Source organism: Sphingomonas sp. MA1305 (assembly GCF_016107325.1).
Lineage (GTDB): Bacteria > Pseudomonadota > Alphaproteobacteria > Sphingomonadales > Sphingomonadaceae > Sphingomonas.
In genome coordinates, this window is record NZ_RCVT01000003.1 from 150,349 (window position 1) to 170,099 (window position 19,751).

The 19,751-nt window shown below is 67.9% G+C and carries 11 protein-coding genes; 4 read left to right on the plus strand and 7 right to left on the minus strand.

Annotated features, from left to right (window positions below; translation table 11 throughout):
• Positions 1 to 63: 63 nt before the first annotated feature.
• Positions 64 to 1,650, plus strand: coding sequence for a rhamnogalacturonidase (locus D9601_RS13740; protein WP_198354619.1), 1,587 nt, complete (start codon positions 64 to 66; stop codon positions 1,648 to 1,650).
• Here D9601_RS13740 and D9601_RS13745 read toward each other — a convergent pair.
• Positions 1,634 to 4,372: a glycosyl hydrolase 115 family protein gene (locus tag D9601_RS13745; protein WP_198354620.1), complete on the minus strand. Its 2,739-nt coding sequence runs from the start codon at positions 4,370 to 4,372 to the stop codon at positions 1,634 to 1,636. The genes D9601_RS13740 and D9601_RS13745 overlap by 17 nt on opposite strands.
• Before the next feature lie 127 nt (positions 4,373 to 4,499).
• On the opposite strand from D9601_RS13745, the gene D9601_RS13750 reads away from it, so the two are divergent.
• Positions 4,500 to 6,692, plus strand: a complete 2,193-nt coding sequence (locus tag D9601_RS13750) for a GH92 family glycosyl hydrolase (protein ID WP_198354621.1) — start codon at positions 4,500 to 4,502, stop codon at positions 6,690 to 6,692.
• Positions 6,693 to 6,708: 16 nt separating this feature from the next.
• On the opposite strand, the gene D9601_RS13755 is transcribed toward D9601_RS13750, so the two are convergent.
• The 5 genes from D9601_RS13755 to D9601_RS13775 all read right to left on the minus strand — a co-directional run bounded on the left by D9601_RS13755 (position 6,709) and on the right by D9601_RS13775 (position 15,943).
• Positions 6,709 to 9,888 (minus strand): glycoside hydrolase family 2 TIM barrel-domain containing protein, encoded by a 3,180-nt coding sequence (locus tag D9601_RS13755; RefSeq protein ID WP_198354622.1) that lies wholly within the window; start codon positions 9,886 to 9,888, stop codon positions 6,709 to 6,711.
• Positions 9,885 to 11,090 (minus strand): mannonate dehydratase, encoded by a 1,206-nt coding sequence (uxuA, locus tag D9601_RS13760; RefSeq protein ID WP_332838002.1) that lies wholly within the window; start codon positions 11,088 to 11,090, stop codon positions 9,885 to 9,887. The genes D9601_RS13755 and uxuA overlap by 4 nt, the downstream gene beginning before the upstream one ends.
• A 293-nt stretch (positions 11,091 to 11,383) precedes the next feature.
• Positions 11,384 to 12,118, minus strand: coding sequence for an SDR family oxidoreductase (locus D9601_RS13765; protein WP_232474205.1), 735 nt, complete (start codon positions 12,116 to 12,118; stop codon positions 11,384 to 11,386).
• A gap of 3 nt (positions 12,119 to 12,121) precedes the next feature.
• Positions 12,122 to 14,347 (minus strand): hypothetical protein, encoded by a 2,226-nt coding sequence (locus D9601_RS13770; RefSeq protein ID WP_198354623.1) that lies wholly within the window; start codon positions 14,345 to 14,347, stop codon positions 12,122 to 12,124.
• Positions 14,348 to 14,434: 87 nt separating this feature from the next.
• On the minus strand, positions 14,435 to 15,943 hold the full coding sequence (locus tag D9601_RS13775; RefSeq protein ID WP_198354624.1) for an MFS transporter: 1,509 nt from the start codon (positions 15,941 to 15,943) through the stop codon (positions 14,435 to 14,437).
• Between the two features lie 179 nt (positions 15,944 to 16,122).
• Between D9601_RS13775 and D9601_RS13780 the strand changes: the two genes are divergently transcribed.
• The gene (locus D9601_RS13780; protein WP_198354625.1) at positions 16,123 to 17,175 is read left to right on the plus strand and encodes a zinc-dependent alcohol dehydrogenase; all 1,053 of its coding nucleotides are present in this window, start codon (positions 16,123 to 16,125) and stop codon (positions 17,173 to 17,175) included.
• Positions 17,176 to 17,330: 155 nt separating this feature from the next.
• Positions 17,331 to 17,996, plus strand: coding sequence for a cell wall hydrolase (locus D9601_RS13785; protein WP_198354626.1), 666 nt, complete (start codon positions 17,331 to 17,333; stop codon positions 17,994 to 17,996).
• 62 nt (positions 17,997 to 18,058) lie between these two features.
• Here D9601_RS13785 and D9601_RS13790 read toward each other — a convergent pair whose 3' ends face one another.
• Positions 18,059 to 19,711, minus strand: coding sequence for a ShlB/FhaC/HecB family hemolysin secretion/activation protein (locus tag D9601_RS13790; RefSeq protein WP_232474207.1), 1,653 nt, complete (start codon positions 19,709 to 19,711; stop codon positions 18,059 to 18,061).
• Positions 19,712 to 19,751 lie beyond the last annotated feature (40 nt).

Below are 19,751 nucleotides of genomic sequence, written 5' to 3' on the forward strand. Positions count from 1 at the left end.
TTCCTCCCCTGGCGGCGTTCCCATCATCCGGGGACGCCGCCGCTCTTTTGGCCCGGAGGGTGCATGACGGGATGGCTGATCGACCGGCGCGGCGTGCTGGGTGGCGCGGCCGCGATCGCGGGTGCCGGGCTGGCGTTGCCGCTGGCGGCGGCGCTGGCGCAGGGCAAAGCGGTGGTCGACGTGCGCGCATTCGGCGCACGCGGCGACGGCCGGACCATCGACAGCCCGGCGATCAACCGCGCGATCGACCATGCCGCGGCGCGCGGCGGCGGGGTCGTCTGGCTGCCCGCCGGTGATTATCTGTCGTACAGTATCCAGCTGAAGAGCCATATCACGCTGCACCTCGACGCCGGCGCCCGGCTGATCGCGGCGGACACGCCGGTCGAGGGCATGGCGAGCGGCGGCTACGACCGGTCGCCTGACCTGCCGGCCAGCTATGCGGCGTTCCAGGACCATGGCCACAGCCATTGGCGCAACGCGCTGATCTGGGGAGAGGGACTGGAGGACATCACGATCGAGGGGGCGGGCCTGATCTGGGGGCGGGGCCTCGGCCGCGGCCACGATTATGACGCCAGCCGGCCGATCTCCGGCCGCCCCGGCGTCGGTGACAAGGCGATCGCGCTGAAGCTCTGCCGCAACGTCACCTTGCGCGATTTCCGCATGCTGGAAGGCGGCTGGTTCGCGCTGCTCGCCACCGGCTGCGACAATCTGACGATCGACAATCTGCTGATCGACACCAATCGCGACGGTCTCGACATCGACTGTTGCCGCAACGTCCATGTCACGCGCTGCACGATCAATTCGCCGTGGGACGATGCGATCTGCCCCAAATCCTCGTTCGCGCTCGGCTACCCGCGCTGGACGGAGAACGTGACGATCAGCGACTGCACCGTCAGCGGCAGCTATGCAATTGGATCGGTGCTGGACGGCAGCTTCAAACCGTTCCCGCCCGCGCCCAAGAGCACGCACGGCCGCATCAAGCTCGGCACGGAATCGAATGGCGGATTCCGCAACTTCGCGATCAGCAATTGCGTGTTCGATACCTGCCGCGGGCTGGCGTTGGAGACGACCGACGGCGCGCGGCTGGAGGATATCAGCGTCACCAACCTGACGATGCGCGACATTACCACCGCGCCGATCTTCCTGTGGCTGGGAACGCGGATGCGGGGGCCGGCGGGGTCGAAGCCGGGCACACTGAAGCGGGTGCAGATCGACAACGTTACCGTAACCGGCGCCGCGCCGCTGCCGTCGATCATCGCGGGCCAGCCTGGCTATCCGGTCGAGGACGTGCGGATCAGCAACATGTTCGTCGAGCAGGTCGGCGGGCAGGGGGCGGCGATGGCCGCGCTCGATCCGCCGGAAAACGCGGCCGGTTACCCGGAGCCCAACATGTTCGGCGACCTGCCCGCGACCGGGTTCTTCGTGCGCCATGCGCGCAACATCGCGCTGTCGCATGTCGAGGTGCGGACGCGGGTGCAGGATGCGCGGCCAGGCTTCTGGATGCGCGACGTCGATGGTGTGGACCTCCACGACGTCAAGCTGCCGTCCGGACCCGCCTTTCGCCTCGACGCGGTGCGGCGGTTCCGGCTATGGGGCAGCCGCGATCTCTCCGACCGCCAAGTGGCAGGGCCCGTCAGCGCGGCGTGGTGACCGCGCCGTAACGCGGCTTCGCCCGGTCGAGCACGATCTCGACCCGATCAAGGATCACGCCGGGGTCGAGCGGCGTCACGGCCAGCCGGTGCGTGCCCCCGGCCAGGGCGGTCAGCGGTATCGTCGCGACGCTGGTGTTGCTGAGCACGTTCCCGCGCCACCGGTCGCTGCGGCCGATGGTGCCGAGATCGAGCGTGACCGGCGGCGCGCCATCGAGACTGACCGCCACCCTGACGCCATGAGACGGGTCCATGGCATGCGTCGGGAGCGCGACGACGCGCACGACCGCATCGCTGGTCGTCATGGTCGAGAAGGTCCAGCGCGCCGGATCGACGGACGCGGACAGGAGCAAGGAACTGCGCAGGCTCGCGCCCATGCTGCCGAGCCCGTTGAGCATCTGCCATCCGCCGCGGGCTGCGACGGCGGGGGGCAGCGTCACCCGCCGCTCGCGCTCGACCAACGCGCCACGGGCTTCGGCCAGCGTGTCGACGGGGACGGAGAATTCCTGTCCCGCACAGCGCAGGCGGAGCTTGCCCTTGGCACCTGTCGTGCCGTCGTAGCGAACGGTGATGCGCTGTTGATAGGCACCGTCCCGGGTCAATGCGCCCGAGTCCGCCGACAGGTGATAGCCCGGCGGGGCGCTGATCAGCGACCAGTCGGCGGCCTGCGGCTGGTGCGCGAACAGGGTGAACGTCCGCGTATCGGTGCGGCCGGCGGAGAAAGCGAGGGTGTTGCCGTCGTCCAGCCATTCGCCCCACGCGGAGACGCCGCAGCCCTTGGCGGAGGAGATCGACCATTGCGGCCAGACGGGTTCGTCGAAGACGGGCAGCCGGCGCGGCGCCATGTCCATGATGCCGCGCCACTTCCCTCCTGCCGAGGCGTTGTAGGCGGCAGTGTCGGCGACCAGCCGAGCATGGGCGGCGCGCGCCCGCTCCACCATGACGTTTGCGCCGCCATGCTGTTCCCGTGCATACAGCCCGGCCAGGTCGAGCGACAGGATCCGCGTGTTCAGCGCTGCCGCAGCGCGAACGGGATACAATACTAGTTCGAAAAAGGCGTTGCGACGGTCGGCCGGCATGTGCGCCGCCACGGCTTCGGCGCGGGCGACCAGATCGCGATAGGCGGCGATGCGGTCCTCCGCCTCCTCGCCATCGGACTGGACATAGGCGCTCGGGCGGTTGGGCGTGACCCATTCGGTTTCGCCGAAGCCCATGAATTCGGGCCGACGCTCCCATGCCAGATCGTAGAAGCGCATCATGATCGCGGCGGTTTCCGCGGCGTCCGCCTCGCCGAACTGTTCGGCCATGAACCGCGCCAGATGCGCCTGCGGCGGCTCGCCGAGCAAGCGGTCGTCGAAGGCGAGGTCGAGATAATATTGCGTCAGATATTCGATCGGCTTGATGTCGCCGACGTTGACGATCCACATCCGCCGCGCGTCCGTCTGCCACGCGCGCTCCATCTCCTCGCGGATCAGGGCGGGATGGGTCGTGCCGAGCCAGAGATAATCGTGCGGCCGTCCCCAATAGGACAGATGGTAGTAGATGCCGGCACCGCCCGGCCGCTGTCGTTCCTTCACGTCGCTCAGCCTACGCAGATAGCCGTAATTGTCGTCGCTCCACATCAGCGTCACGTCGGGCGGCACGGCGAGGCCGGCGTCATAGGCCTCCTGCAGTTCGTGATAGGCGACGAACACCTGCGGCACGTCGGACAGCGGCTTGTGCAACGTGTCCGCCAGCAGCGCCTGTTGGCGCGCGAAGACCGTTTCCAGGATCGCGCGGCGCTGCGCATTGGTAGTTGCGCCCTGCATCGGCCCGTCGTGGATGCCGCGCAGGCCGAGCGTGTAGATCGTCTCTTGCTGCCGCGTCGCCGCGACGCGTTCGCGCCAATAGTCGACGATCGCCTGCGGCCGCCGGGTGAAGTCGAACGGGCCGCGCTGCGCCTCGTCCCATTCGCGCAGGTTGTTGCGCAGCATCGGTTCGGCATGGCTGGTGCCGACGACAATTGCATAATCGTCGGCCAGCGGGGCGTTGCCGGGATCGCCGTAGAAGGGCGTCGAAACGCTGTGCATCGCCGGCCACAGCGTGTTGGCCTTGAGCCGCCACATCAGTTCGAAGACGCGCGCGTAGGTGCGCGGCCCGATATTACCCTTGGCGGGATCGAAAGTCTTGGCGGCCCAGGGTTGCAGGCCCCAATCCTCGTCGTTGAGGAAGATGCCGCGATACCGGACCGATGGCGGGCGCGACACGACCGTCGCATCGTCGATGGCGATATGGTCGCGCCGGCGTGGGGTGACGTCCGCCCACCAGCTCCACGGCGAGATGCCGAGCGCGCGCGATAGGTCGACGACGCCGTAGATCACGCCCCGCCGATCCGATCCGGCGATCAGCAGCACGTCATGTCCGTCCACCCGGACACGGGCGCGGACGTGGCGTTCCCAGGCGCTGCGCAGCATCGACAGGTCGACCCCGCCACCGGCGGCGACACGGCGGACGAGCGGCGTGTCGTAGCGACCGATTACGATGCAGGTGCCGCGGCATTGCGCCAGCGCTGCGACGACCGGCGGCCGCGCCGCGCCGAGCGAGGCGAGATCGCCGGCGAGCATCGTCGCCGCCAGCGTCTCCGTCCGCCCCCCGCCCGGCGCGACGACGAGGGAGGTGCGATCGAGCGATAGCGGCGCCGCCGCCGCTGCCGCTGCCGCTGCCGCGGGAAAGGTCGCTATCATCAGCGTAAGCCACAACCGCATCCTCGCCCCCGGACCAAAATTGGAAATACCAGTCGGTGCTGGCTTAATGACGCTGGTCATGCCACTATCCGTCAGCCGCGTCGAGCAGGCATGGAGGGGAGAGACTATGCAGCGCAAGCTGGCGCGCGTCGCAGACCTGGTTCTGATCGGCGGAGCGACTGCCGCCACCGTCGCGCCTGCGACCATGGCCGCACCGCAGCTCTATCGTTACGTCGACCCGCGGATCGGCACCGGCAACGACGACCAGGGCGATACCGTGCCCGGTCCGACGCGCCCGGCAGGATCGATCCACCCCAGCCCTGAAACCTTGGTCGGCAGCAACGCCGGTTACGACCAGGACGCGCCGATCAGCGGCTTTGCGCAATTGCATACGCAAGGGTCGGGCGGTCGGACCACCTACGGCACCTTCCTCGTCTCGCCGCAGACCGGCGATCCGGTGTTCGACGAGGCCGCGCATCTGTCGCCCAAGGCGGACGAGCGGCTGGCGGCGGACGCTTATGCGGTGACGCTGACCCGTTATGGCATCCGCGCGGCGGTGACGCCCGCGCCCTTCGCCGCGCTGTACCGTTTTACCTATCCCGCCGGCAAACCGGCGACGATGGTGTTCGACGTCACGCGGAAGATCCGCGGTGAGCTGGCGAGCGCCGGGGCGGACGTCGCGCTCGATCCGGCGCTGGGGCGGATCAGCGGCCGGGTGCGGGCGAAGAGCTACTGGAACCCTGCCGAGACCGACATCTGGTTCGTCGCGCAGCTCGACCGGCGGCCGACCCGCTGGGGCATCCACGTCGGGCAGCAGGACCGGCCGGGCGCGACCACCGCGAGCGCGCCGGCGGACACGCAGCTGGCCGGCTGGTGGCAGTTCGACGCCGCACCGGACCGGCCGGTGCAGATGAAGATCGCGGTGTCGTTCACCAGCAGCGAGCGCGCGGCCGAACTGCTGGCGGAGGATATCCCCGGCTGGGACTTCGACGGGGTGCGGCGCGGCGTGCAGGACGCTTGGAACCGCGAACTCGCGCGCGCGACGATTGATGGCGTGAGCGAGGCGGACAAGCGCCGCTTCTACACCGCGCTTTTCCACAGCGCGGTGCAGCCGCGCGACCGCACCCGCGACCAGGCCGCCGCCGACCGCGCGACGCCGCACTGGGACGATTATTACACGCTGTGGGACACCTATCACACCGGCTTTCCGCTGATGTCGCTGCTGCGTCCCGACGTCTACCGGGGCAACGTCGCGTCGATCGTGCGCACCTTCGAAAGGTTCGGCGCGGCGCATACTGCCTTCATCGCCGGCCGCAACTATCATGTCGGGCAGGGCGGCGACGAGGTCGACAATGTGCTGGGCGAGGCGCTGATCCGCGGCGTGCCGGGGATCGATTGGGCGCGCGTAGCGCCGGTCTCGCTGCACAACGCCTATGAGGAACGCCGGCCGCGCTATCTGATCGACGGCTGGTTCGCGGTTGGCGACCGCAGTCCGGAACCGGACAATCAGCGCGCCCGGTCGGGATCGTCGACTCCGGCCTTCGCGCTCAACGACTTCTACGCCGGGCGGATCGCCGCGGCGGCCGGCCGGCCCGATGATGCCGCGGCGCTGCAGGCCCGGTCCGGCAACTGGCGCAAGGTGTGGAACGCGGCGGCGACAAGCGACGGCTATAGCGGCTTCATCATGCCGCGCTTCGCCGACGGCCGCTTCCAGCCGCTCGATCCCAAGATCGGCTGGGACGGCAAGAAGTACGAGAACGTCGGCTTCTACGAGGGCACGGCCTGGGTCTATTCCTATACGATGCTGCACGACATCCCCGGCATGGTCGCGGCCATGGGGGGCCGTGACCGGTTCATCGCCCGGCTGCGTCATGCGCTCGACGCCAATCTGATCGACATCACCAACGAGCCGAGCTTCGCGACGCCGTGGCTGTTCAGCGACGTCGGTCGGCCGGACCTCGCCAGCTATTGGGCGAACCGCATCTTCCAGCGCTTCACGCCCGACGCCTATCCGGGCGACGAGGACAATGGCGCGATGAGCTCGCATTACGTGTTCAACCGGCTGGGGCTGTTCCCGAAGCTGACCACCGACCTCTATTATCTGCACGCGCCGCATCAGCCGCGCGGCGTCATCACTGGCGAGAGCGGGCGGCCGTTCACCATCCTCGCGCCCAATTGGCGGCCGGGGCGGATCTACATCGCCTCGGCGACGCTCAACGGCCGGCCGCTGACGACGCCCTTCCTACATCAAGCGGACATCACCGCCGGCGGCACGCTGCGCCTCGTCCTGTCGGACACGCCGACCAGCTGGGGGCGGTGATGGGCTTGCCCGCGCCTTATTCGGCGCGGGCAGGGGCTGCGGCGGCGACAGCGGTGCCGGCGCCCGCGAACGGCGTCAGGCGGAAGGCGAAGCGCCGCGGGGCGACGGGGATGCGATAGCGGGGCAGCGGCCGGCCGTCGGCGTTCCACTGCGTGTCGCCGCCGACGCCGGACTGGATCGCATCGACGAGCAGCGAGACCTCGCCGTGCGGGCGGATGTCGCTGCTGTGCCAGGTTCCCGGCGCGCGGCGCGCGAGATCGTCATAGGGGAAGGCGAGGACGTTCGCCGACAGCGGCTGTTCGCCCGCGATACGCAGACCGGCGACGCCGGTGCCCGTCAGCTCCATCCAGCGGACATCGACCTTGTTGCCGGTCTCCTGCGGCCGGATGTAATCGTGGTGCTGCGCGGCGATCGCGCCGCGCCACAGGCCGATAGCGGCGCCGCTCTTGCGGTCCTGATAGCTTTCGTGCGGACCGCGGCCGTACCATTCCACCGTGCGATACGTCTGCGGCAGGCGATAGGCGAAGCCGATGCGCAGCGGGTCGGGCAGGTTGGCGTGTAGCGGCGTGAAGCTGCCCTCGACATCGACGGCGCCGTTTGACGTCATCCGATAGCGGGTGACGAAGCGCACCGCGCCGTCGCCCATCGTCTGGCGCACGGTGACGTCGGCACCGCCGTCGGCGGTCCGGGTCAGCACCACCGCTTCCGTCCGGCGCGTGCGCGACATACCGTCCCACAGCGCATTGTCCGCCGCCGGACGCGTGCCGATGTCGTTGTCGGTCAGCGCGCGCGTGAAATTGGGCGTGCCGCCCGTCAGCAGATCGCGCGCGCCCTGCGCGTAGCGGACGATCTCGCCCGTGCGCCGGTCGATGTCGAGCGTCGCGCCGCCGGCCGCCAGCGTGATCGCCGCCGCCGTCTCGCGCGCGGTGACGGCCCCCTGCGCAGCGGTTGGCAGCGCCGCGGGCGGTGTCAGCGCGAATTGCTCCCACCCGACGACATAGCCCGCCGGCACCGCGGGAGTCGTTCCCGCCTTTGCCCGCGCGCGTACCGTCACCAGATATTCGACGCGCGGTTTACGCGACAGATGCGCGATCGGTAGCACGAATGCCTCGCGGCTCCGCGCCGCCGTGTGCAGCGCCGGACCGCTGCCATGCGCCACCGCCACGCCATCGGCGGTCACCGTCCAGTCGAAAGTGAAGCCCGACAGATCGCGGAAATCGTGCCGGTTGATGACGGCAAACCGGCCCTGTGCCGCATCGACTGCGGCGAACTGCACGGGCGCATAGACCTTGCGCACCTCGAACAGATGCGGATTGGGCGTGCGGTCGGATTGCAGCAGCCCGTCGCCGAACTCGATCTCGCCACCGGGATTGCGGCCGTAGCTCGCCCCGTCGCCCCAATATCGCCGCCCGTCGGCGGTAAAGCGGTACATCGACTGGTCGACCCAGTCCCAGATGAAGCCGCCCTGCAACCGGTCGGGATGCGCGTAGATCGCCTGCCAATACTCGGTCAGGTTGCCACCCGAATTGCCCATCATGTGCGCATATTCGGACTGGATCATCGGCTGCGCGAATTCGGTGTGGCGCGCGTAATCGACCATCTTGGCGGCGCTGTCGTACATCGGCGCATAGATGTCGGCGAACGCGTTGGGGCGATGATCCTGCAGCTGCGACCAGCCGAGGAAGGAGATCAGCCGCGTCGGATCGATCCGCCGCGCGGCGGCGGCCGCCGCCTCGAAATTGGCGCCGTTGCCGGATTCATTGCCCAGCGACCAGAAGATGATCGACGGATGGTTCTTGTCGCGCTCGACCATGTTGACGATGCGGCTGACCTGGGCCGCGCGCCAGGCGGGATCGCGGCCGATCTCCACCTTGTCGCGATCGATGCCGGTCTGGCGCGCATTGACCATGTAGCCGTGGCTCTCGACGTTCGCCTCGTCCATCACATAGAGGCCATATTCGTCGGCCAGCACGTAGAGCCGTTCGTCATTGGGGTAATGCGACGTGCGTATCGCGTTGATGTTGTTGCGCTTCATCAGCTCGATGTCGCGCCGCATCGAGGCTTCGGAAATGACGTGGAAGGTTTCGGGATCATGTTCGTGGCGGTTGACGCCGCGGATTGTGATCGGCTTGCCGTTGACGGTGACCAGGCCGCCGCGGATCGCGACGGTGCGAAAGCCGATGCGCTGCGCGGTCACCTGCACGATCGTGCCGCGCGCGTCGCGCAGTTCGATCAGCAAGGTGTAGAGGCTCGGCGTCTCCGCGCTCCACGGCCGGATGCCCGGCAGGGTCGCGCGCAACTGCACGGTGCCGTCCACGACCGGGCGACGCTGTTGCATCAGCAGCCGGTCGCCGTCGCGCAGCTCGGTCGTCACGGTCAGCCCGTTCGCCGCCGCGCTGGCGGTGAGCGCGAGATCAAGCAGGCCGTCGCGGCCGTCGTCCGACAACGAGGCTCGCACCCGGCTGTCGACGATCCGCGCCTGCGGCGCCGCGATCAGATAGACCGAACGCTCGATCCCCGACACGCGCCAGAAATCCTGATCCTCCAGATAGCTGCCGTCGGACCAGCGGTGGATCTGGATCGCCACCGTGTTGCGGCCCGGCCTCACAAAGCGGCTGACGTCGAACTCGCTCGGCAGCTTGGAATCTTCCGAATAGCCGACCTTCCGGCCGTTGACCCAGACGTCATAGGCCGATCCCGCCGCGCCGATGTGGAGGATGATCGCGCTGCCCTGCCAGCCAGCCGGTACGTCGATGTCGCGCCGATACGATCCGACCGGGTTGCTCGCGTGCGGGATCAGCGGGCGGTTGGCGGGGAAGGGGTAGGTAATGTTGTTGTAGCGTGCCTGGTCGAACCCTTCCGCCTGCCAGTCGGCCGGGACCTTGATGTCCTTCCAGCCCGAAACGTCATAGCCGGGCTGTTCGAAACCGACGGGTGTCTTGTCGGCACCGGGCGACAGCGCGAATTTCCATCGGCCGTCAAGCGAGAGGAAACGGCGCGACCGCTCCATCACGCCGGCCAGCGCCTTGGCCCGATCCTCGAACGGAAAGCCGGTGGCGTGCGCGGGCAGCTTGCCGCGCGCGAACACCGCCGGATTCTCCCAGTCGGGCCGTGACGGGTCGACTTGCACTGGCTGGACCTGCGGCCCGTGGTCCTGCGCGGCGAGGGCCAGCGCGACCGCCAGCACCGGCCTCATGCGGCGCCGCTCGCATGGGCGATACCACGTTCCAGACCGCGCAGCTCGGCAAGGCCGCGCATCCGCCCGATCAGCGAATAGCCGGGGTTGCACGCCCGGCCGAGATCGTCGAGCATCTGATGGCCGTGGTCCGGTCGCATCGGAATGCTGCGCCCTTCGGCTTGCGACAGCCGGTGCACGGCGGCGACGATCGCCGGCATGCCGGCATCGCCCTCCAGATGGGCCGCTTCATAAAAGGCGCCGTCGGGTTCGCGCTGCACCGATCGCAGGTGCAGAAACCCGATGCGCGAGCCCAGGCGATCGATCATGCCGGGCAGATCGTTGTCGCTGCGCACGCCCAGCGATCCGGTGCAGAAGCATAGGCCATTCGACGCATTCGGCACGCGGGTGAACAGTAGGTCCAGGTCGGCTTCCGTGCTGACGATGCGCGGCAGGCCGAACATCGGGTAGGGCGGGTCGTCGGGGTGGACGACCAGCCGGATGCCCAATGCGTCGGCATGCGGGCACACCGCCTCGAGGAACGCGACATGATGCGCGTGGAACGTGTCCGCATCGATCCCGGCGTAGCCATCGATCGCGGCGCGGAAGCGATCCGAGGTGAAGCTGTCCTCGCTGCCGGGCAGACCGGCGAGGATCGTCGCCTCCAGCCGCCGCCGCCCGTCCTGGTCGAGCGCGGCGAAGAGGCGCGCGGCGGCATCGCGTCGACGATCGCCGTAATCCGCCTCGGCGCCCTGGCGGCGCAGGATGTGCAGGTCGTAGGCGGCGACCGCATCCCAGTCGAACCGCAGCGCGAGCGCGCCGTCGTCCAGCCGATAGGCCAGATCCGTCCGCGTCCAGTCGAGCAGCGGCATGAAATTGTAGGTGACGACGCGGATGCCTTCCGCCGCGAGGTTGGTGAGGCTCTGCCGGTAGGCGTCGATACGCGGTTCCCACGCCGGGCCGCGGGTTTTGATAGCATCGTCGACGGGCAGGCTCTCCACCACCGTCCAGCGCAGCCCGGCCGCCTCGACCATCGCACGGCGCGCCGCGATCGCCGCGCGGGGCCAGACCTCGCCATTGGGGATGTCGTGCAGGGCGGTCACCACCTCGCTCGTGCCCGCCTGCCGGATCGCCGCGAGCGGCACAGGGTCCGCCGGCCCGAACCAGCGCATCGTCTGCGTCATCAGCATGGCGAGCCCATCTTCCGGAAACGAGGAGGACACAGCAAGGCATGGCGCAAGGCGATCTCTCCCAATGGCGGCGCTGAACAACACAGGATTTTCTGGCTACTCTGTCCAATTGGACAGGCCAATAGCCGGTATGGGCGAAGTCCGCAATCGAAACAGGCGGCCGGGGCGCCGCGAGATCGGAAGGCGGGCGACGGGCAGGCGGGCCGGCGACGCTACGGCTCGCTCCAGTCAGCGTAAGCCTGCCCGGCTAATCCGCCGCCTCAGCGCATCACCCGAGGTGATCTCAGCCGGTCATGCTGATCCCCGTCGCCGCTGGCGGCATCGGTCTAGGCGGTCTTCTGGATCAGCGGCTCGATCCGCAGATTGACGACGTCGCAGGCAGGCGAGCGGCTCAGCACGAACAGGATCGCATCGGCGACATCCTCGGCCGGCAACATTCGCCCCTCGGCGATCGCCGCCTGCTTTTCCTCCGCGCTGCATTCCTGCATCTCTGTGTCGACCGATCCGGGCTGGATCACGCTGACCCGGATGCGCATGTCGGCGATCTCTTTGCGCAGCGTCTCGGCAAAAGCCTGGATGCCCGCCTTGGTCGCGGCATAGACGCTTTCGCCCGCCGCCTTGATCTCGGTGCTGATCGATCCGACGAACAGCAGATGGCCGCCGCCCTGTTGCTGCATGCGCAGGATCGCGGCGCGGGCGCAGGCGAGATAGCCGGTCAGATTGGCTTCGATGACATAACGCCAGTCGTCATCCGCCATCTCATGGATGGGCTGCGCGCCAATCGCCGCGCAGGCGACCAGCATGTCGATGCCGCCCAGCCGGTCATCGACGGCGGCGAAGACCCGGTCGATGCCTTCGCGGGTCGCGGCATCCTCGACGATGCCGACGACATCGCCGTCGATCCCGGCCAGCGCCGCATCCAGCGCGTCCTGATGCCGCCCGAAGGTCAGCACGCGGGCGCCCTCGGCCGCCAGCGCCTTCAGCGTGGCAAGGCCGATGCCGGTGGTGCCACCGGTCAGCAGGACGCGGCGGCCGGACAAAATGGTGGGGCTATTGGTCATAGTCTATTCCCAGCTCACAATCAGGCGTCCGTGCGCAGGTACGCGGAAGTCGATGCGGTCCGCGCCGACCGAACCGGGGATGATCGCTTCGCCATCCGCGGTGGTGACGCGGCTTTCGGTCAGCGTGCGCCGTTTCAGTCGGACGAGGCGCAGCCAAGCGGTGCGCGTCTCGCCCCCGTCGAGCAGGATGGAGAGCGTATGGTCGCCGACCCGCTCGACCGCGCGCACCAGCATGTCGCAATAGAGCCGGAAGGGCGCGCCCTCGACGGGATGAAAGGCGCTGGTGGCGAAGATGAACGCCGCGCCTGCGCCATAGACCTCCTGTCCGACCTGGCCGGCCGGCTGGCCATCCGGATACAGGTCTTCCAGCGGGAAGGAGAGCGCGCGTTCGACATGGCCGTTGGCGTCGCGCTGATGCTCGGCGATCGCATCGGGCGGCGGCGCGTCCGGATAATAATACCAGGCCCGCGACAGGGCGTAACGGCAATATTCGCCGATCAGCATCCGCGCCTCCGGGTCCAGGTCGGGACCGCCGTCGTTCAGATATTGTTCGAACGCGACAAAGCTATCGAAACATTCATACATCGCCATGTACGGTGCATCCTGAAGACACGTCACCGCCAGGAACGTCTCGTAATGGGCGGCCTGGCCGATCTGGCTTTCCCAGATCACCGCATTGTGCAGGAAGCTGGCGAGATAGACGTAGCTCTGCTCTCGATAGACATCGCGATTGGTGATCCGCCACAGCCGCATACAGGCCGCGGCGCCCCAGGCGGTCAGATTGGCCTGATAGTTGAGGTTGAAGCCCAGCCCGATCGCGGCATCGATCGCGGCACGCGCTTCGTCGAGATAACTCTTGTCATTGGTCAGCTCGAACGCCTGCAGCATCACCCAGGCATAGATGCCGCCGACATCGGTCTGCCCGCGGCCGTCGACCGGCGCCTCCTTGGTGATGATCGAAAAATCGGTGACGTCATATTCGATCGGCCACCGGTATTCGAAATGCCGGGCCGCCTTCACGCCATAGGGAATCGCCTTCTGGAACAGCGCACGCGCCTCGTCATCGCCGTCCAGCGCCAGCGTGCCGAGGTTCAGCAAAGGGTGGTAGAGATACCAGCTGTCGATCGCATCGGCATTCTTGTCTTTGCCGACGTTGGGTAGATAGCGGCGCAGCGTGCCGAGTTCCTCATCGAAGAAGCGCGGCAGCCCGGCCTTGAACTCTGCCTCTAGCGGGTCCGGCTCGCCCCGCCAGCGGCCCCATCGGTGGAGCGCGGCGATCACCGACATCTGCACCATGATGTCCGGATATTCCGCCCCGGTATAGGGATGGACATAGCGGTGGCCGTAGTGGCGGATCGTCGCGTCGGGCGCTTCGTCCAGGTCGCGTGCCGCCCGCTCGGCACGGTCGATCCAGTCGCGATAGGCGACCGGCGGCGGCTCGATCAGGTCGTAGGCGCTGCCCAGCATCTGGACGAACTGGCGGGCGGTCTCGCGTTCATGCGGGGGGGCGTGGTGGCGAAAGACCAGGATCATGTCGGACAGCGTCACGCACTCGCCGGCCGGCAGCGCCACCTCGGCCGGATCGGCATTGGCATCGGACAGGGGCAGGGCATAGCCGAGTTCGGGCCAGCTGCCCCCGACGGCTTCGCGGGGCACGGTGCCGGTCGCCCGGAAATAGCCGTTCGATGCCGTGAAATTCTGGACGTACAGGACGTTGCCGAAGGCGGGGGCGTCGATCCGGAAGTATACGAGGCCGGTGTTCAGCCCGCGTTGCGTCGCCTCGACCACGCCCTGCGCGCGCAAGGGGTCATCGCCGGCGCCGAAAGGATAGAGGTCGCGCGGGGCGGGGGGCATGACCATCGGCCGGGCAGGGATGAAGCGCGTTGCGATGCGCAGGCGCTCCACGGCCAGCCGATCGGCGCGGCAGGACACGATATGCTCGCCCATGGCGCTGGTCAGCCGGAGCCTGGCGACTTCGCCCTCCTCCGGCGGTAGCACGGCGCAGTCGAAGCTGGTCGGCAGGAAGGCGGCGCGGACCGCCACCCCGCCCGCGCTGCCCCGACGCCGGACGATCGCGAACACCGACGTGGCGGTCCGGTGCAGCCGGATCATCAGGTCGCCGACGGTGAAATAGACCACCGGCGCCGGCTCGTCCCGCAGCAGTTCGCGCAGGTCCAGCAGATGGGGGCTGATCGCGGGCGGCGCTTCGGCCGTCGCTGTTCGGGGCATGGGAAACTCCGAAAGGATGACGCGGTTGACCTCTAATCACCTGATAAAGCGCGCAGTTCCGGGAAAAGGGGCGGTGTTTAAACTGGGTCAGTGCATTCGTGCCGTGCGCGCCGATCGAGCCCGTTTCAGCCGGATACGCGTGCGGGCATCACGCAACAGAGTCGCGGGCAGATCGGTCGCGGCGCGCAGGCCCGCGACCGAGGATATGTTGCGGATGCTGCGCCGCGTTTCGTTCAGCACCTGCCCGACCATCGCCCGCCGCTCGATCTCCCCATGCTCGCGCACCAGCGACAGGCGGTGGATGGCATAGAGGCCGATCAGCCCGGCAAGCAGGAAATAGAAGTCCGAGGCGGTCAGCACGATCGGCAGGGTGGAAATGCCGTTCGGGCTGCGCCATCGCGCTATCAGCTCGAACTGGCGTGCGGCGAAGAACTGGGCAAGCAAGCCGCCCAGGATCGGTGCGATCCCGGCCGCGATGGCGGTGGTCATGGCATTGGCGGCAACATAGGCGGTGGCGGCCCCCTTGGGCGACAGCTTCAGCGCGATATTGGTGCTCGCCAGCGTCACGCCCGCGACGGTCGCGCCCATCACGAGGTGGAGCCCGATCAGCCACAGCTTGACCGCGCCCCGATCGCCCAGCTGCGACGCGCCGATCATCGCGACGATGGCCAGGATGTAGGCGGGGGCGGACACTGCCAGAACCGACTTGTTGGCGAACCGGTCGCTGAGCCGCCCCCAGAGGCGAAGCGCGAGCATGTTGGCGATTTGGCTGGCGACGCTGAGCAGCAGCACGAAGCTGACGGCGAAATGCAATTGCCGGACGATGAAGACGGTGAAGAAAGGCGTCGCGAGATTGATCGCGAATTGCCAGCTGCCCACGAAGACGAGCAAGCGGCGGAAATTGCGGTCTCGCAGCGGTTGCGCCAGCAAGGCGCGCAACGCGACGGCGCCCCTGGCCGGCGGCATCAGCGGTTCCGGCATCATCGCGACGATCCGCGCGCTGATCAGGCCGGTGACGCAACCGGTCGCGAACATCGCCGCAAACACCATGTCACGGGCCGGGGAACCGGCGGTTGTCCGGTCGAGCGCCAGCGCGGCGACCAGACCCAGGATCAGGCTGATCGCGGTCAGCCGGACGGTCCGCCGGGCAAAGACGTCGCCCAGCCGATCGTCGGGTGCAAGATCGCGCATCCACGTGTTCCATGCGCAACCGCCGACCGCACCCAAACCGCACAACAGCATCTGCGCCGCCAGGAAGATCAGCAGCGCCGCCGTCCCGCTGAAGAAGGCGAGCACCGCCATCACCGCCAGCATCGTCCGGCCGACTAGGCTGGACAGCACGGCGATCTTCTTGCGTCGACGCCAACGCTCGACCAGCTGGATGGCGGGCAATTGCAGCAGTTGCGCCAGGAACGGCATCGCGGCGAGGATGCCGACCATCACGTTCGACGCCCCCAGATGAAGCGCGAAGGCGGTCAGGATCACCCCGCTCGTGAGTGCGGCCGCCCCGCCCGAGAATCCCGCCTCGACGACGAGCAGCCGCAATCCGCGCTCACGGTCGGCGGTGGTCAATTCGGCTTGCGGGTCCAGGGGCATGCGAGGCGGGGCAACGCCCGGTGTACGATGCGGGTTGCCATCGGCATCCATAGACCTTGATCCATGTCGTTGAGATTTAAGACTATTAGTCTGCTTGCCGTGCCACCATCGCGGCTTTCGCGGGTTTGCCCGGCGATGATGGCGAGTCCGTCGCCTGCCGCTCATTCGGGAGACATACCGTGAAAGCCGCCCGCAAGACCGCCGATGGCCGTTTCGAGATCGCCGAGGTCGAGGAGCCGCGCTTGCCCGCGGACGATTGGGTCAAGGCGCGGGTGCGGATGGCGGGGATTTGCGGCACTGACCTGCGCCATTGGGAAAAGGCGGAGGAGGAACTGCACTGCTGCATCATGGGCCATGAACTGGCGGGCGAGGTGATCGAAATCGGGGAGGCCGTGACGCGGGTCGCGGTCGGCGACCGGGTGCTGATCGAATCCGTGCTCGGCTGCGGCCACTGCGCCTGGTGCCGGGTGCAGCAATATAACCGCTGTCCGGACCTCTATCCGACCCGGCGCGCCAGCGTCTCGCGCGCCTATGCCGAATATGTCGTCGGGCCGCAGCACAAGTTCCATCCGTTACCCGACAGGGTCGGCTTCGACGACGCGGCGTTGCTCGACACCTATGCCGTGGCGCTGCATGCTCAGCATCTGTCGGGTCTGACCATCGGGTCGCGCGTGGCGATCATCGGGGCAGGACCGATCGGGCTGGGCCAGTTGATGCTCGCCAAGGCCAGCGGAGCGACCGTGACGATCATCGACAAGATGCCGCACGCCCTCACCCTGGCCGCACGGCTCGGCGCGGATCGCACCGTGCGATCGGATCAGGAGAAGGCCGAAGACGTGATCCTGGGGCTGACCGACGATCGGGGTGCCGACATCGTGTTCGAATGCGCCGGCGGCGAATCCATGCCCGAGACTTTGCCCCTCGCCACGCGGCTGGCGCGGCGCGGCGGCAAGGTCGTCATCGTGGGTGGCTTCGATGCGGGGGCGACCGCCATCCCGCTGGAATGGCAGCGTATCCAGATTTCCGAAATCACGCTGATCCCGAGCGCCAGCTTCGCCTTCCACGACATCCATGCCGAACAGGTCGAAGCGCTCGATCTGGTGACGCGCGGGGTGCTGAAAACGCAGGAGCTGATCACCCACCGATATCCGCTCGACCGTATCAACGAGGCGTTCGAGGTGGCACAGGATCGCGGCCGGACGAAGGCCATCTTCGTCGGCCTGGAGATCTGAACCCGCCGGCCGCGGCCCTGCAGGGTGCCGGCCGCGATGCGATGCGGCGTTGGTGGACTCGTCGGAAGGCGTCAAAGGCGAAAGGCATGCGCAGGCTCGTGCTGATTGCGCAGCAAGCGCGTTAGTCGCTGCTTCACGCCGCTAGATGCGCTAGCATGTTGGTGATGGCATCCGGGCGAACCTCATCCAGCGTCAGACGCCGCCCGGTGAAGCGTGATGCGGTGGCCGATCGATGGCTGTTGCTGATCATGGTCGAAACGGCGCTGGCCGTCGCCAGCAGCTTTTTCAATCCCGCCGCCTTCAAGCCGAAATCGCAGCGCGCGAGACAGATGACGATGGCGGAGGCCCGGGCGTCGAATGCCGAGGTCCCCATCGTCCCGGAGGCGCGCGTCACGGCCGCACCCTACCGCTTTCGCGGCGGACCTGCGGAGCGCGCGCAGGCGGTCGACTGCCTGGCCACGGCCGCCCTCTACGAAGTGGGGGACGACCCGCGCGGGCAACGGGCGGTCATCCAGGTCATTCTCAACCGCGCGCGGGCGCCCGGCTTTCCGAAGACGATCTGCGGCGTCGTCTATCAGGGGTTCGATCGCACGTCGGGCTGCCAGTTCTCGTTCACGTGCGACGGGTCGATCCGGCGACGCACTAAGCATCTCGGCTGGTCTGCGGCGCGACGAAACGCGACGAGAGGCTTGGCGGGAAGGGTCTTCGCCAATGTGGGCCGCGCCACGCATTATCACGCGGACTGGATGGTGCCATATTGGCGTGACACGATGATCAAAGTCGCCAAGGTCGACACGCACCTCTTCTACGTACGCGGCTGAAGGCGGCTCGGGCAGAGTGCCGAGCCGCCCGCGACGGACGAGCGATGCGCTGAGCGTTGCCGCTAGAAGCTGCGGGCGAGGCGAAACGAGACCCGGGGGCTGCGGGTGCCGGTATCGAGGCGATCCTCGTTCAACGGGAAGGCGATTTCGACGATGCCGTCCAACCGGCCGTTGCCCAACCGCGCCCCGGTTCCCGTCGAGAGCAGGGAGCCGCCTCCCAAACCGCCGCGGAGATTGTGGACATAGCCTCCATCGACAAAGCCGTAGAGCATCACCCTGTCGATCGCACCGGGGATGTGGCCGAAGTTTGTGCGCAACTCTGCGGATGCGAGGACGCCATCGTCCCCGGTCCGCTCGGCGTAATCATAGGCTCGGCCGAACCCCGGGCCGCCGACCCCGATCTCGGCCGTGGCGAGCAGGGGACGCGATGCCACCTGTCCGGTCGAGGCCAGCGACAGGGCGAACGGCCCCGGCAATGGCGTCGTCCAGTCGATGGCATAGTTCCACGCCGCGAAACGCGCGTCGCCATCGGGGCGGGATGCCAGGCGATCCCCCTCTTGCGTCACCCCGGCCAGCGGTAAGCCGCCAACCATCGCGACGGTGCCGTTCAGGATGCCTCCGCCCAGACGGGCCGTGCCGACGAGGGAACCCGTCAAAGTGACGATCCGATCGTCGCGCAACATGCTGCCGAGCAAGGACTGGTCGGTCTTCAAGGCGCGCAGTTCGACGTTCGCCCAGACGCTGCGATCCCGGCTGCGCTGCAACGGCGTGTTGAAAGCGATCGCGACGTCGATGCTGTCGCCGACGACGTCGAGCGGTTTCAGAAAGCCGCCCGGTCGCGCGCGACCTGCTGATGCCGATACGGAAAGCGAGCTTCCGCGCATATCGACGGGCGCGGTATACGCCGCGCGTAAAAAGCCAAATTCTTGTGGATCGGTTGGCGTCGTGGCGGCAAGGAGCCTCAGTTCGTCGCCGCTTTGCGCGACCCCACGCACGCTGGCCAGCGCGGTCGCGCGCAACGGGCCGATTTCCTTCGACCCGCGATTGTCGATCTGCACATAGGCGGCGGCGCGGTCCTGCGCGATCGTGACCAGGAGGATGCCGAACCCATCCTGCCGGACATAACGCGTCTCCTTGACGGTGACCCCCGCCATGTCGCCGACCAGAAGGATCGCGCGTTCCAGAGTGCTCCGTCGAACGGGCGAGGCCGTGACTAGAGCGTCGGTCAAGAGCTTGTCGGCGACGGAATTGACGGCGCCGGTCACGCGCACCGCAGAGATCCGCCCCTCGTCCAGTGTGACGCGCAACAGCCCGTCGGCCGTGGTCTGTGGCTGGATCGTCGCGCTGGCGAAGGGATAACCCTCGTCCCGTGCGATGGAAGCGACCGCCCCAGCCAATGCGGAGAGGTCCTCGGGAGACAGGGCTCGCCCCAGGAACGGCACCAGGGCCGGCGCGAAGGCCTCCGTAGCGACCGCCTCGTTGCCAACGACGATGATCGCGCGCGGGGCTGGTAACGGCGCCTGGCTTGCCGAAGATCCCGCATTCGGCGCCACCGTCACCGCCGTGGACGACGGCCTTGGGGTTGCGGCCTGACCCGGCAGAGCCCGTTCGACGATCGTCGGGTCAGCCCGATCTAGGCGAACCTGCGCGACGGCCGGCATGGCGATACTCGTGGTGCCGATAGCGATCGACGCCCAACTTGGAATGCGGCGCATCTTGTTCCCTCTGCTGATCACCCCGCGGTAGCAAGCAAGC